At 53.9% G+C, this 14,684-nt stretch carries 13 protein-coding genes and 1 pseudogene; 6 read left to right on the plus strand and 8 right to left on the minus strand.

What is annotated here, in order from left to right:
* Nucleotides 1–163: 163 nt before the first annotated feature.
* From HA51_RS03250 to HA51_RS03265, 4 genes and pseudogenes are all read right to left on the minus strand, one after another.
* Entirely contained in the window at nucleotides 164–1,099 is a 936-nt protein-coding gene (locus tag HA51_RS03250; RefSeq protein WP_084931836.1) for an ROK family protein, read from the minus strand.
* Nucleotides 1,096–1,962, minus strand: a complete 867-nt coding sequence (locus HA51_RS03255) for an ABC transporter permease (protein ID WP_084931837.1) — start codon at nucleotides 1,960–1,962, stop codon at nucleotides 1,096–1,098. Before HA51_RS03255 ends, HA51_RS03250 begins: the two co-directional genes overlap by 4 nt.
* The gene (locus tag HA51_RS03260) at nucleotides 1,962–2,882 is read right to left on the minus strand and encodes an ABC transporter permease (protein WP_084931838.1); all 921 of its coding nucleotides are present in this window, start codon (nucleotides 2,880–2,882) and stop codon (nucleotides 1,962–1,964) included. Before HA51_RS03260 ends, HA51_RS03255 begins: the two co-directional genes overlap by 1 nt.
* A gap of 3 nt (nucleotides 2,883–2,885) precedes the next feature.
* A pseudogene (locus HA51_RS03265) lies at nucleotides 2,886–4,420 on the minus strand (ABC transporter substrate-binding protein).
* Between the two features lie 201 nt (nucleotides 4,421–4,621).
* On the opposite strand from HA51_RS03265, the gene HA51_RS03270 reads away from it, so the two are divergent.
* From HA51_RS03270 to HA51_RS03280, 3 genes are read left to right on the plus strand one after another with little or no spacing between them, the layout of a single operon-like run.
* Nucleotides 4,622–5,755, plus strand: coding sequence for an ROK family transcriptional regulator (locus HA51_RS03270; protein WP_084931839.1), 1,134 nt, complete (start codon nucleotides 4,622–4,624; stop codon nucleotides 5,753–5,755).
* 10 nt (nucleotides 5,756–5,765) lie between these two features.
* Nucleotides 5,766–7,208 carry a M81 family metallopeptidase gene (locus HA51_RS03275; protein ID WP_084931840.1) on the plus strand — a complete coding sequence of 481 codons (1,443 nt, stop codon included), beginning with the start codon at nucleotides 5,766–5,768 and terminating at the stop codon, nucleotides 7,206–7,208.
* The gene (locus HA51_RS03280; protein ID WP_084931841.1) at nucleotides 7,205–8,995 is read left to right on the plus strand and encodes an ABC transporter ATP-binding protein; all 1,791 of its coding nucleotides are present in this window, start codon (nucleotides 7,205–7,207) and stop codon (nucleotides 8,993–8,995) included. Before HA51_RS03275 ends, HA51_RS03280 begins: the two co-directional genes overlap by 4 nt.
* Here HA51_RS03280 and HA51_RS03285 read toward each other — a convergent pair.
* The 3 genes from HA51_RS03285 to HA51_RS03295 all read right to left on the minus strand — a co-directional run bounded on the left by HA51_RS03285 (nucleotide 8,992) and on the right by HA51_RS03295 (nucleotide 10,271).
* Complete coding sequence (locus tag HA51_RS03285; RefSeq protein ID WP_084931842.1) at nucleotides 8,992–9,450, minus strand: acyltransferase; 459 nt, start codon at nucleotides 9,448–9,450, stop codon at nucleotides 8,992–8,994. The genes HA51_RS03280 and HA51_RS03285 overlap by 4 nt on opposite strands.
* Before the next feature lie 108 nt (nucleotides 9,451–9,558).
* Entirely contained in the window at nucleotides 9,559–9,963 is a 405-nt protein-coding gene (locus tag HA51_RS03290) for a tautomerase family protein (RefSeq protein WP_084931843.1), read from the minus strand.
* A complete protein-coding gene (locus tag HA51_RS03295; RefSeq protein WP_084931844.1) occupies nucleotides 9,963–10,271 on the minus strand; it encodes a carboxymuconolactone decarboxylase family protein in 309 nt (102 codons plus the stop codon). Before HA51_RS03295 ends, HA51_RS03290 begins: the two co-directional genes overlap by 1 nt.
* A gap of 99 nt (nucleotides 10,272–10,370) precedes the next feature.
* Between HA51_RS03295 and HA51_RS03300 the strand changes: the two genes are divergently transcribed.
* Nucleotides 10,371–11,255, plus strand: a complete 885-nt coding sequence (locus tag HA51_RS03300; protein ID WP_084931845.1) for a LysR substrate-binding domain-containing protein — start codon at nucleotides 10,371–10,373, stop codon at nucleotides 11,253–11,255.
* 9 nt (nucleotides 11,256–11,264) lie between these two features.
* The gene (locus tag HA51_RS03305) at nucleotides 11,265–11,990 is read left to right on the plus strand and encodes a GNAT family N-acetyltransferase (protein ID WP_084931846.1); all 726 of its coding nucleotides are present in this window, start codon (nucleotides 11,265–11,267) and stop codon (nucleotides 11,988–11,990) included.
* A 12-nt stretch (nucleotides 11,991–12,002) separates the two neighbouring features.
* Here the strand turns inward: HA51_RS03305 and HA51_RS03310 are convergent, their stop codons facing one another.
* On the minus strand, nucleotides 12,003–13,172 hold the full coding sequence (locus tag HA51_RS03310; protein ID WP_084931847.1) for an ROK family transcriptional regulator: 1,170 nt from the start codon (nucleotides 13,170–13,172) through the stop codon (nucleotides 12,003–12,005).
* 308 nt (nucleotides 13,173–13,480) lie between these two features.
* On the opposite strand from HA51_RS03310, the gene HA51_RS03315 reads away from it, so the two are divergent.
* On the plus strand, nucleotides 13,481–14,680 hold the full coding sequence (locus tag HA51_RS03315) for an extracellular solute-binding protein (protein WP_084932095.1): 1,200 nt from the start codon (nucleotides 13,481–13,483) through the stop codon (nucleotides 14,678–14,680).
* The last annotated feature ends 4 nt before the right edge of the window (nucleotides 14,681–14,684 follow it).

Consider the following 14,684-nt stretch of genomic DNA (forward strand, 5'->3'; position numbering starts at 1 on the left):
GCTCTAATCCATTGTCAGAACTGAAAGGATTTAGCGGGGCATGATAACCGATTTAGATAGGATTTGGATGACTTGTCGCGGCGCAATTTATTGTGCATCTGTCAGCGGAACGGTCGCTGTAAGTCGCGCGATGAATCGCGCCGCAACTGAAGCGTATTGAACATTATGCTGTTTGGCGCGCCAGCAGCGCCGCACCGATCATCCCGCCATTATGGGCAAACATTCCTGGCACCACCAACGGATGATGCGTGCTGCGCAGCACATAGCGCTGCACCTCATCATTTAGCGCGTTCATCAGTGGCGTGACCGAGGCCAAGCCACCGCCGACCGCCACCAACGAGGCCCCGGTGATATTGATGGTGTACGCCAGAGGTTGGCTCACCAGTTGTAACCACACTTGAAGGGTGCGTTGTGCTAGACGCTCTTGCTGCTGCCAGCCCGCAATAATGTCGATGCTGCTGACGCTGATGTTATGCAGGGTGCGATGAAGATTTTCCAGTCCGCGCGCACCTCCGTAGCTATCCAGGCAGCCCTTTTGGCCACAGGGACAAGACTGACGTGGCAAACGCACCGTTTCACCCGCGATGTCCACTTCGGTCAAGGTGATCGGGCCATGCCCCCATTCTCCGGTCAGGCCATTTTGGCCGGTAATGATACGCCCATCCGCCACCAAACCGCCGCCAACGCCGGAACCGAGAATGGCACCAAATACCACTTTGTGACCTTTGCCAACCCCCGCTAGCGCTTCTGCAAGCGTGAAACAGTCAGCATCATTGTGAACAATCACTTTGCGCTGTAGTAACTCTCCCAAAGACCGACTGAGATTGCGCTGATGGAAGGCAGGGATATTACTGGCAAACATCTCACCGCTCTCCGGGGAGACAATCCCCGCCGTGGAGATCGCCAGCGGTGAGTCCGCGCTGAAATGCTGTTGATACTGTTCAATCATGCGGCCAATAAGCACGGTGAAATCCGGCCAGCTCTGTGCCGGGATTTTTTGCTGATCGAGTATCATTAACTGCTGCTGCGCATCCATTACGCCCAGTTTGACGAACGAACCACCCAGATCAAGGCAGATCACTGCCGGCTGTTTACTCATAAACGTTTATCCATTACATCGCGCAGGCCATCACCCAGCACATTAAAGCCAAGCACAGTCAGCAAAATCGCCAATCCAGGAAACAGCGACACATAAATATTCAGCCCAAGGAAGTTACGCCCGTCGCTCATCATCGTGCCCCACTCCGGCATCGGGGGTTGTACCCCTAAGCCGAGAAACGACAAGCTGGCCGCCGATAATACCACTGCGCCTGCCGTCAACGTCGATTGCACAATCAGCGGTCCAATCGAGTTGCGCAGAATGTAATGGGTGATGATGCGTGGATAGCGCACCCCTAACATATGCGCCGCTTCGATATACTCCATGTTTTTTAGCCCGAGCGTCAGGTTACGGCTCAAGCGCGCATACACCGGAATCGAGAACAGTGAAATCGCGATCAGCATGTTGGCAAGCCCCTCACCCAGCACGCTAACAATTAAAATCGCGAGCACGATGCCGGGGAAGGCGAAAATGATGTCCATCACCCACATGATCAGCGCATCGATTTTACGTCCCGCCAGGCCGGAGATGATGCCAAGCGGAATACCGATGACCATCGAGATGGCGACGCTCAAGCACACTTCCAGCAGCGTGATACGTGCGCCATAAATCACGCGCGAGAAGATGTCACGACCGTAATCGTCAGTGCCAAACCAGTGCGCTGCCGAAGGCGCTTGCAGCGTGTTCAGCAAATCCTGCTCAATCGGGTCCCAATGCGTCAGCAGAGGTGCCAACGCTGATGCCAATACCACCAACAACACCAGTCCACCCCCCAAAGTGATCGAAGGGTTGTTGAGCAGAAAGCGCAGCAGTTGGCGGCCACGCGAACGCGTAGGCATCAGTGAGGTATCGAGGCCGTTCATCAGTCGAACCTTATTTTTGGATTGAGCAGGCCAATCAGGATTTCACCCACTAAGTTCATCAACACCACACCCGTCACCGCCACCAGGGTTACCCCCTGAATCACCGGATAGTCGCGATACTTCACCGAATCCACCAGCAGGCGACCGATACCCGGCCAGTTAAACACCGATTCCGTCACCACCGCGCCACCAATCAGGCTGCCGAAATTGAGTGCGACAATGGTGACGATGGGGATTAGCGCGTTACGCAGTGCGTGTTTCCAGTGAATGCTTGCCGCCGATAGCCCTTTGGCCTTGGCCGTTCGGATATAATCTTGGCTCAATACATCCAGCATGCTGGAGCGAGTCATACGGGCAATCATCGCCATGGGTAAAATCGCTAACGTGACGGTGGGCATCACGTAGTTTTTCCACGAATCCGCGCCGAGCAGCGGAAGCCAACCTAGTTCTACCGCAAAGTAGTTCATTGCCAGCAGCGCGAGCCAGAAGTTGGCGATGGAGGCTCCAGCGATGGTCAACACCATCACGATTTGATCGGGAATGCGCTGGCGATAAATCGCCCCGGTCATTCCCGCAGGTACGCCGATGGCAATCGCCAGCAGATACGCCAGCGCCGCGAGCGATAGGGTATATGGCAAACGCTCGCCGATTTCGGTGATCACCGGACGCTGTGACTGCAGGGATTCGCCGAGATTACCGTGCAAAGCTTCGGCGGCAAACTTGACGTATTGCAGTGGCAAAGGCTGATCCAGCCCCAGCCGAACGCGCATGCTATCCACTGCTTCCTGCGGCGCTTCCGGCCCCGCCATCAGGCGTGCCGGATCGCCCGGCAACGCGCGGATGGCGATAAACACGATGATCGAGACGCCGAAGATAATCAGCGGCAGCGAGAGCACCTTTTTCGCAACATACGCTTTCATGGATCAGTTCTTCACTGCATCGCGAACCACAATTTGTCCGCCTGGCTGCATGGTGACGCCACTGATATTTTTGCGTGAAGCGTAGAGATCATCCTGATAGAACAGCAGCACCTGCGGAGCCAGTCCGCTGATCTGTTTCTGTGCCTGGAAATAGAGATCTTTGCGTTTCGCATCGTCGAGCGTGGAGGCCGCAGTGTCGATCAACTCATCGGTCTTCTTATCGCTAAAGAAGCCCAAATTGGCGCCGCTCGGTGCAAAGCTGGCGCTGTGATACAGCGGACGCAACTGCAAATCGGAACCATATAAACCTGATGACCACGACGCTAGCACCGCATCAGTGCCCTGCTGGGCTTTCTCTTTGACGTCAGCAAAAGCGGCTTTGGTCCAGACACCGCTTTCCATTTGGCGCACATTCAGTTTGACGCCAATTTTGCTCCACAGCCCCTGCAACACTTGAGCCGTTCGAGCGTCCGGTGCCTGCACCGCGATCGACATGCTAAAGCCGTCGGCGTAGCCTGCTGCTTTCAACAAATCTTTGGCTTTCTGCACATCGTAAGGGTAGTCGTGTAGATTTTTATCGTAGTTAGGATCGACCGGTGCCAGTGAGGAGTTGGCCGGTTGGGCATAACCAAACATGATAGCTTTTACCAGCGCTTGCTGGTCCGTCGCCATATTCAGTGCCTGACGCACGCGCACATCACTCAACGCCTTGCTTTGCGTATTAAGATCAACCCAGAAAACAGCAGCACCTGGTGACTGTTTGAGATTAACGTTGGTGTTATTTTTTAACATGCCAGCAAATTGCGGCGGCACTGGGTTAATAACATCGACCTGGCCTGATTGTAGCGCCATATTCATGACGGAAGGCTCACTGCTCCACGTCCATTTAATTTCATCGGGGCCATTGGATTTCCCCCAATAATCACTGTTCTTTTTCTCCAGCACATATTCACCGGATTTATATTGTTCCAGCTTATACGGCCCGGTGCCGTCCGCCTTATTATTGATGCTACCCGCTTTATCGGCGGTAGGGCTGACCATTAAGCCTGGCCCCGAAGCCAGCACGGTTAAAAAGGCTGGATTGATTTTTTCAGCTGAAACTCAACCGTTAAATCATCGGTTTTCTTTACATCCTGAATAAAGGTACGAATTTTCCCGCTACCCGCCAGCCCGCGCTGGGTATCTAAATGACGCTGGAAGTTTTCCACCACTGCATCCGCGTTAAACGGGGTGCCATCATGGAATTTCACGTTGGGACGCAGCTTAAAGGTCCAGTGCAACCCACTGCTGTCTGCACTCCACGACAGCGCCAATGCAGGAATAATTTTTCCGTCATCACCGAGACGCGTCAGGCCTTCGTACATCGGGTCCAGCACCGTGCCGGTAAAGGTTGCCGTCTGGTTACCCGGATCCATACTGCGCGGTGGTTCGTTCTGCATGATTACCAGCTGGCTCGCCAGTGCTGCCGAACTCATCAGCGACGCCACAATACAACCGGCCAGCGTCAGTACCTTGAAATGCTTTAGTTTGCTTTCCATGAAGGCCCTCAATGAATCATTGAAACGTTCGGTGAATTAACCTCGCTATATAAGGCACACTCTGTAAACAAAAGCCAAGATGTGAGTTCATATATTTTACTTATACTTAGATCTAAGTTCAGAAATTTAACTAAATACCGTTGAATTTGTTTTCTAGCCTGATTATTGTCAGGCCATATCGCTAATGCTGTGAGAACCCGAATGCTCAATGCGCACCAGCAACAAATCTTGCGTTTGCTTATTGCCTCGCACGGTATGAGTCGTACCGAAATGGCAGAAAAGATGAAATTGAGCAAAGCCGCCATTAGCACCCTAGTGAAAGAGATGCTGCATGCCGGACTACTGGAAGAGAGCGTTCCGGAATCCAATGGGCAGGGACGTCCATCGGTATTATTAAAAATGCGCGCCGATAGTGCTTATTTCCTCGGAGCCTCGCTGCTTGGGGAACAGGTCATTTTGGTATTGATCGACATGCACGGATTGGTGTTGGCTAAAACAGAGATGGCACTCAATCCTGATCCGCAACAACTCAGCGCAGCGCTGGCGGCGGCGATTCCCGGTTTAATCGCGCAAAAAGGGATCTCTGCCGATCAGTTAATTGGTTTGGGCGTGACGCTGTCAGGCTTTGTTGATGAAAATCAGGCCATTTGTGTGCAGTCCGCCCTGCTCGGCTGGAAAAATGTTCCCCTGGCCGAGATGCTGAAACAGCAAACTGGCCTCGACGTGTCGCTAGAAAATGATGCCAAAGCCTTAGCCGTCAGCGAGAAGATTTTCGGTGTGGCGAAAAAAGCCCGTAACTTCACCCTGATTTCACACGGCGATGGCATTGGTTCTGCCCATTTCTTTCAAGGCCAACTGCATCGCGGCGCCCACGGTGGAGCCGGTGAGATCGCGCACTGCACCATTGAACCCGGCGGGCGTCCTTGTCGCTGCGGTAAACGCGGCTGTCTGGACACACTTGCCTCACTCACCGCAATTCGGGAAAGCATGCGTGACAAAGCGCTGGCGGCGAACTCCATCGCTGAACTGGAAACGCTAGCGGTGAAAGGGAATAGCGCCGCCATCAGCATTTTGCATCAGGCGGGGCAGGCGTTAGGCCTGTCCATCGCCAATATCATTCAGATGAACGACCCCGAACTGATTGTGATTGCCCATCAACCCCATGCTTTCGACGGCTTACTCAAAACCGTGGTGATGCAATCCATCGACAGCCATGTACTGCCGTCGATTATGGGCAAGACACCGATTTCGACTATCGACATTCACGCTGAGAGCTGGGCGCGCGCCGCGGCGAGCGTGGCGGCATATCGATTTATCATTCAATTACCTGACTAGCGGAGGCTGTATGCGCATTGCTTTTGGTGGCATTCATACGGAGTGCAGTACGTATAACCCGGTGCTGAACTATGCCGACGACTTCCGCATCGTACGCGGTAACGATCTGCTGACTAATCCCTACTTTGCCTTTTTGCAGGATTATGATGCAGAGTTCCTGCCGACTTTCCATGCACGTGCCATTGCGGGTGGTCCGGTGGCTCGGGTCACTTACGATGACTTCAAACAGGATTTCCTCTCACGCTTGCAGGCGCAACTGCCCGTAGACGGTGTTTATCTCGCCATGCACGGTGCAGTGTATGTTGAGGGCATGGAAGATGCCGAAGGAGACTGGATCAGCGCCACGCGTGAGCTAGTGGGCCCGGACTGCCCGATTACCGTGAGTTACGATCTGCACGGGAACGTCACTCAGCGCATCATTGATGCTATCGACATGTTCTCCACTTATCGCACCGCACCGCACATTGACGTGGAAGAAACCATGCGCCGTTCGGTGTCGATGTTGGTGAAAAGCCTGCAAACCGGCGTGAAGCCAGGCGTAGTATGGGCACCGATTCCCGTGGTGCTGCCTGGCGAACGTACCAGCACTGAAGATGAACCCGCCAAAAGTTTGTATGCCCGTTTGCCGGGCATCAATGCGCTGGACGCCATCTGGGATGCATCACTGATGGTGGGTTATGTCTGGGCAGATGAACCACGCGCTACTGCCGCCGCGATCATGACCGGCACAGATGCCGATGTGCTCTCCGAGCAGGCAGCAAAACTGGCGCTGGCTTACTGGCAGGCGCGTGATGAATTCGTCTTCGGCTGCGTGACTGGCAGCACCGAAGAGTGTGTCAGCATGGCGATTGCCAGCGACACCGCGCCGGTGATTTTGGCCGACTCCGGCGATAACCCGACCGGTGGTGGTGTCGGTGACCGTGCAAATCTGCTGGCAGAATTAATTCGTCAGAATGCGCAGGGCGTGATCGTGGCGGGTATCACCGATAAGCCCGCCACTGAGGCAGCGTTTGCTGCCGGCGTGGGCGCCAAGTTGCCCCTTACGGTGGGTGCCACTCTGGATCCGTCGGGCGGGAAAGTCAGTGCGGAATTTGAGGTGCTGTTATTGAGTGACGATCCGCGTTCGTTGGCAAAACAAGCGTTGCTGAAAACCGGAGACATCTCCGTGGTGGTCGCCGACCGTCGCCGTCCTTATCACAATATCGCTGATTTTGAATTGCTGGGCCTCCATCCTGCTCAGGCCAAAATTGTGGTGGTGAAATCGGGTTATTTATCACCGGAGTTAGCGCCGCTGGCCAATCCTAACCTGATGGCACTGTCAGAAGGGGTCGTGGATCAGTACGTTGAACGTCTGGAGCGTAAACGCAAACTGCAGCCTGCCTACCCTTTCGACACTGACTTTGAATTTCTGCCGGTCAGCACCCGTTCAGCTCGCCTTGTGGCGGCCAAATGAATCGCGAGCCGGTTCTGCAGGTGGAAAACCTCACCGTTGCATTTCGTCATGACGATCAGTGGCGCGAGGTAGTGAGGAACGTTTCGCTGACCATCAATGCCGGTGAAACGCTGGCGATTGTCGGTGAATCGGGATCGGGCAAAAGCGTCACCTCGATGGCCATTATGCGCTTACTGAATATGCGCCACGCGCGCGTCACCGGCAAAGTGCTGTTGAACGGCGTTGATCTCCTCAAACTGAGTGAGAAAGCAATGCGGGATATTCGCGGCAATGCAGTGGCGATGATTTTTCAGGAACCGATGACCAGCCTCAACCCCTCGTTCACCATTGGCCATCAGATTGCTGAAGCTTTGATCAATCACCGCAACATCAGTAAGCGTGCGGCGCGTGAAGAGACCATTAAGCTGCTGGAAAAAGTCCGCATTCCCAACGCGGCTAAGCGCTACGATGATTATCCGCATCACTTTTCGGGCGGCATGCGACAGCGTGTGATGATCGCCATGGCGCTGGCGTTGCGGCCAAGACTGCTGATTGCTGATGAACCCACCACCGCGCTGGACGTCACCATTCAAGGGCAGATTCTTGATTTAATCAAAACGCTGCAAGAGGAAGAAGGCACTGCGGTGCTGTTTATTACTCATGATATGGGTGTGGTGGCAGAAGTCTCGGATCGTACGCTGGTGATGTATCAAGGCGATGTGATGGAGACCGGCAGCACGGCGGATATTTTTTCTGCGCCCTCAGCGGAGTATACACGCACGCTGATTGCCACCGTGCCGGAACTCGGCGCCATGCGTGGCGTGGCTGGCCCGCAAAAGTTTGCCCTCAACGGCGATGTGGTGCATCAACTACCCGACCGTCCGGCCTCGCAACAACCACTGCTGTCAGTGAAAAACCTCAGCACCCGTTTTAGCATTCACGAGGGTTTGTTCAGCCGTAAGACGGGAGCGGTGCATGCGGTCGAGAACATTTCCTTTGATCTGATGCCCGGCGAAACGCTGTCGCTGGTCGGCGAGTCCGGCTGTGGTAAATCCACTACCGGGCGTTCCCTCACCCGCTTAGTGAAAGCCGATGCGGGCGAGGTCGCCTTCGATGGTTATGACGTGCTGAGTCTCTCCAGCAGCGAACTGCGCCAGTTGCGCTGCGCGATGCAGATGATTTTTCAGGATCCGTTCGCCAGTCTCAACCCACGGATGTCAGTGCTGGAAGCACTGACTGAACCGTTTTTACAGCATCAACTGGGCAGTAAACAGGCTGCTCAGCAAAAAGCGGCGGGATTGATGGAGCGAGTGGGTTTATCAGCGGCGATGATGAAACGCTATCCACATGAATTCTCCGGCGGTCAGCGCCAACGCATCTGTATCGCACGTGCACTGATGCTCGATCCCAAGATGATCATCGCCGATGAATCAGTATCCGCATTGGATGTGACGGTTAAGGCGCAGATCATCAATCTGCTGCTGGATTTGCAGAGCAGCCTTGGGCTGTCGTATCTGTTTATTTCGCATGATATGGCGGTGGTTGAACGCATCAGCCATCGCGTAGCGGTAATGCTGTTAGGTGAAATTGTTGAAATAGGCCCACGCGTTGCCATCTTTGAAAATCCGCAGCATGACTACACGCGCAAGCTGTTGTCATCGGTGCCGGTACCTGATCCCGCGCGGCGTCATCTCAAACGACATGTGGATGCCAGTGAATTGAAAAGCCCGGTGCGCGGGTTGGGATTCGTTCCGGAGGCACGACATTATCGCGAAGTCAGTACCGGGCATTGGGTGATGGAGAGTTAAAGCAACCGCAGCAAACGCGCCGGGTTTCCGGCGTAGATACCCTTCTGCGTGATGTCTTTCGTTACCACACTGCCCGCGCCGACGACCGCGCCATCACAGATGTTCACCGCCAAAATAGTCGCCCCACTGCCGATTGAGATATTGTTACCCAGCGTGATACGCGCCCAGCTCTCTCGATCTGCATTGGGTTTACCGTCGCGGAACATATCGTTGGCAAACATCACGCCATGGCCAATAAAACAGTCTTCACCGATGCTGACGTATTCACAGATAAAGGTGTGCGATTGCACCTTCGTGCCGCGCCCAATCACCGTATATGCCTGTATTTCGACAAATGGCCCGATAAACACATCATCTTGTAGGGTGCAGCCATACAGATTTGCGGGCTGATATAGCGTGACATTGCTACCCATTTTGACGTTATTTACCGCCACTTCACGTAGGTTTGGCTGCATGGATGCTCCCTATTCCAAGTGAGTTTAAAGGCACATCCTACACAACATGCACTATCTCGTAGGGTTGCCATTGATGAACTTGGCCCCAAAATCGCACACTCTCTCACTTCATTTCAAATCTGATGGAATCATCTCTAACTCAAACATTTTGCCGCCGCTGAAACTCCAATTTTCAGCATGCGTTTGCTGGATGATAATCATTAAATCATCAGGATTAAGGTTCAGTTGCCGTTGTAATCTTTCACTTAAACGTTGATAGGTCAGACGTTTCTGCTCAGTCGTCCGTGCCTTACCAGCCACAATATGCAGCAGCACATAACGCTCACTGCGACCACCACTGAGGTAATGCGTGTCATAAATTAGGCGCTGTGCAGGTAATACGTCTATCACCTGAAAACGGTCGCGCGGCGGCACACTGAATTCCGCCACCAGCACCTCATGCAGCGTGTAGGATAACGTTTGCAGTTCGGATTCACTCCAACCCTCGCGTACCGTAATGCGTGTAAAAGGCATTAGATTGCCTCCTGTTCAAGTACAGTGAGCGCACTGACTGCAGCAGGCCAACCCGCATAAAACGCCAGATGTGTGAAGAGTTCGACTATCTCATCACGTTTGATACCGTTGTGCGTTGCAAAGTGCAGATGCCAAGGCAACTGCTGATCGCGGCCCAGCGCAGCTAACGTCGCCAGCGTAATCAAACTCCGCTCGCGCGAGGTTAATGTGCTGCGCTGCCAGATATCACCAAACAGCACCTGCTGCGTGAGCTCTGCTAATTTTGGTGCAACGCGCTGCAATGATTCCCGATCTAATGGCTGACTCATAATTGACTCCTGCAATGATTATGCAGGCATTGTGTTGCACTGTTACAATCCTGAAAATTGAATTATTCGGGAATAATAGTCCTGCTTTTAAGGATCGTTATGGAAAAGCTCTCGGTATCGCTCGACAACGATGCGCTACGCAGTTTTGTATTGGGTATTGAATGCGGCAGCTTTGCTTTGGCCGCACAGCAATTGTGTCGATCCACTTCAGCCGTCAGTGCCCAGTTGAAAAAGCTGGAACACCAGTGCGGAACATCCTTGGTGGCCAAACAGGGTCGCCATTTGGTGCCAACTGAAAGCGGTGAGATCCTGCTCAGCTATGCCCGGCGAATGCTCGCGTTGAATGATGAAGCCTGCCGAGCGATACGGGGTGAATTGCTGCAAGGTGATGTGCGTATCGGCATGCAGGAGGATTTTGGCGAGTCGCTAATGCCCAACATTCTTGGGCCATTTAGCCGCCAACATCCTGGCGTACGTATCAGCGCGCGGGTTGATCGTAATCAACCTCTCTTGCAGGCGATGGCGGAGAAACATCTCGATATGGCTTTGCTCTGGCAAGGCGATCATTTGCCCTCGCAAAGCCAATTTCTGGGACAAACAGCATTGACCTGGATTGGCGCAGAAACCCTGGATATCACAGATTATCTTGTAGGGGGTGAGCCGCTGCCTTTAGTCATGTTCGAGGCGCCTTGTCTAATGCGCACACGTGCTATTAGCATTCTGGAACAGGCTGGTATCGCCTGGCGGGTAGTGTTTACCAGTCATAGCCTCAGTGGGGTATGGGCGGCAGTGCAAGCCGGACTGGGCGTGACTTTGCGCAGTTATATTGGATTACCTCACAATCTGCGCTCTCTCAGCGCAGCGTTGCCATCACCGGGTCATATGGGCATTGCATTATTACAACAGCAATCTAATGACACGACGCAGCAGATGCTGGCACAGCTTACTCGCCATGCCGTACACAACTATCTTCAACCCCGTTAAGGACAGACGATGACACAACTTAATCAATACGGTCAACCAGTGGGTTTTGCTCTGCCTGATTGGCAACCGCTGGCCCCGCCTGAGGCTGTCAGGTTACCAGGCCGGTTTTGTTCGCTTGAACCATTAAACACTGAGCACAGCACCGCGTTATTGAGTGCTTTTTCACTCGCACCAGACGATCGCGACTGGACATGGCTGGGTGCAGCCAAACCCACCTCGCTGGCAGAGATGGAACAGTGGATTAACGGCAAGTGCCGCGACAGCGGGTTAGTGAGCCATGCGGTGATCGACCATCGTAGCCAACAAGCGGTAGGCGCCGTATGTTTCGCTAATATCGACGGCCAAAATGGTGCGATTGAAATTGGGCATGTGACGTGGTCGCCGCTGATGCAGCGCAACGTGCTGGGTAGCGAAGCGATCTTCCTGCTATTGCAGCAGGCCTTCCAACTCGGTTATCGCCGCGTGGCCTGGCGCTGCGATTCCACCAACCTCGCTTCACGTCGTGCTGCAGAACGCCTCGGCTTCACGTTTGAAGGATGCTTCCGTCAGGCGATGACGCGCAAACAACGTAATCGCGATACCGACTGGTTATCGATGATTGACAGCGAATGGTCAAACGTTCGGCACGCGTTGACGGCGTGGTTGTCGCCACAGAATATGGATGATAGCGGGCTTGAACGGCAGAAATTGCACGCCTACTTTGCGAGTGGGCCAAAACCCGTCCCTGTTGCATAAATCTCATTGGCGCTATTTCATCAGCACCTGAAACTGTGGATTAAACTCATCAAAAATCGGCAGCGCTGCTGCGCCAAGTGCCGCGGTGTCACTGCCCGTGAGCCCGATTTTCAAACGTGTTCCAGTGAGATAACGTCCGCGCACCGACTGATAGAGCGGAGGCAAACGCTGAATGATTTTATCCAGCAGCGCGGCAGGCATCATGCCACCGATGATGACGCTCTCGGCATCGAAAATACTTTCTAACATGCTGATGGCCTGACGCAGCGGCGTCAGCATGGTGTCGACCCAACGATCAAACAGTGCAGGGTCGACCTCCAGCAGATCTTCTGGCAACGCTGTCATCGGATCCAACCCGCAAAATTCATACGCGGCTTGCAACGAGACGTAACGCTCAAGACAACCTCGATTGCCGCAATAACACTCGCGCCCGCCTGGCTCGATCACCGCGTGACCGATTTCACCGGCGTTATGCGCATGGCCGCTGTAGACATGGCCATCCATAATGATGCCCGCTCCCAAGCCGGTGCCAATGTACAGGTAGATAAAGGAGTTGAGGTGGCGTGCCACCCCATGAAAGCGTTCACCAATTGCCGCCACCGTGGCATCGTTCTCCAGAGTGACCGGTACATGACTCAGTTCTGCCAGCCGCGCCTCAATATCCACCTGTTCCCAGCCGTGCAAGGTCGTCGGCCCAACTGAGGAGATGCCCTCCACGCCAAAGGGGCCGGGCATCACCACACCCATCCCCAACACCTTCTTCCAGTTCGTACCAAGTTGCGTTTTGATCTCGGTTAACACCTCAGCAATGCGCGCTAAGGTGGCATCCGGCTGGGGCTTTTGCACCAGAATAAGGCGACGGAAGTGAATTTCACCGGTGAGATCCACCAGCACAATCAGCAGTGTTTGATGATCAAGATGAATGCCAATGGAGTAAGCACTGGCCGGATTGAGCGCCACCGGGATCGCCGGTTGTCCTCGTCCCTGCTTGCGGGGTTGCCGGCTGGTGAGCAGTTCAGCGTCTTCCAGTTCAGCGACAATATTGGACACGGTTTGCGGTGTCAGCGCGGTGAGGCGCGCCAGCTCGGCCCGCGTCAGCTCGCCATGCAGACGAATCGCTTCAATGATCACGCGACGATTGTGCGCGCGCGCGTGCTCCAGATTGGTTCCCGATGTTTTCACCCTGCTTCCTTCTCTCCACGCTCGCGACTGACCGCGTCACAATATCTATGATCGGCGGCACATTTTACAACCTGTTTACCTGACAGCGGCAAAATTCTGTGCAAAGTAGTGTCCAGCGGCTAACGATATTTATGCCCTGGCACGTCACTTGCTTTAGCTAACTGATGTCAGCCGCAGCAATCTGACAACCTGTGCGCGTTATTAAATCAATCAAATTGATTTAATTAAATACCCTCTTCTTGCATCAAGGCGGAAAATGTTATGAAAATCCGGTTTCGACCACATTGAAAGGCTGTGCCATCGCGGTGATGTTAGCCAGCGCCGGCAGTGCGGCAGCCGCAACCACTCTCAATGCGCTGTTTATGACCCAAGCGGCCTACAGCGAAAACGATATTCGTGCCATGACGCAGGAGTTCCAGAAAACTCACCCGGATGTGCAGGTCAATCTGGAATTTGTGCCTTACGAAGCGCTGCATGACAAAATTGTCGCGGCCCGTGGCGCGGGCGGTAACGGCTATGATGTCGTACTGTTTGACGCCATCTGGCCTGCTGAATTTACCAAGTTCGATCTGCTGCAGGACGTTAGTAGCCGCATCGCCGCAGATGAAAAAGCGCAGATCTTCCCTGGCGCCATGAATACCGTAGTGTTTAACGGTAAAACCCTCGGTATGCCGTGGATCCTCGACACTAAATATCTCTACTACAACAAAGCGATGTTGGAGAAAGCCGGTATCACCACGCCTCCACAAACCTGGCAGCAGGTGATTGATGATTCACGCATCATCAAGCAGAAAAACATCGTCAAGTATCCGCTGGTGTGGAGCTGGTCGCAGGCGGAAGCGCTGGTGTGCGACTACACCACGCTGGTGTCCGGCTTTGGCGGCAAGTTCTATGACAATGGCAAGCTGGACTTCTCCAGCCCAGCATCCTTGCAGGCGGTGAAGCTGATGAAAAGCTCGCTGGATGAGGGGCTGACCAATCCGGCATCACGTGAATATCTGGAAGAAGATGTGCGTAAAGCCTTCTCGAATGGTGATGCCGCTTTCGCACTGAACTGGACTTACATGTACAACATGGCTAACGATCCAAAACAGAGCAAAGTGGCCGGTCAGGTCGGTATTGTCCCGGCTCCAGGCGATGCGCCGGGCAAATTTGGTGCGGTAAACGGATCGATGGGCCTTGGCATCGCCAAAGGCAGCACCCATCCGGATCAAGCATGGCAGTTCATTAGTTATATGACCTCACAGCCAGTGCAGAACAAATACGCCACGCTAAGCCTGCCGATTTGGAAAAGTTCTTATCAGGATCCTGCTGTACTGAAAAACCAGGAAAGCCTGATTGCGGCTGCTGACAAGTCACTCAACGTCATGCTGTCACGTCCAGAAACCGCCGATTATTCCCGTCTCTCCAACACCTTGCAGCAGCAGTTGCAGCAAGTGCTGGTCGGTAGCGCCACACCGGACGCCGCCATGCAGACGGTGGATAAAAGCGCGGCGCGTTTGCGTTAAGGAG

The organism is Pantoea rwandensis, assembly GCF_002095475.1.
Classification (GTDB): Bacteria; Pseudomonadota; Gammaproteobacteria; order Enterobacterales; family Enterobacteriaceae; genus Pantoea; species Pantoea rwandensis.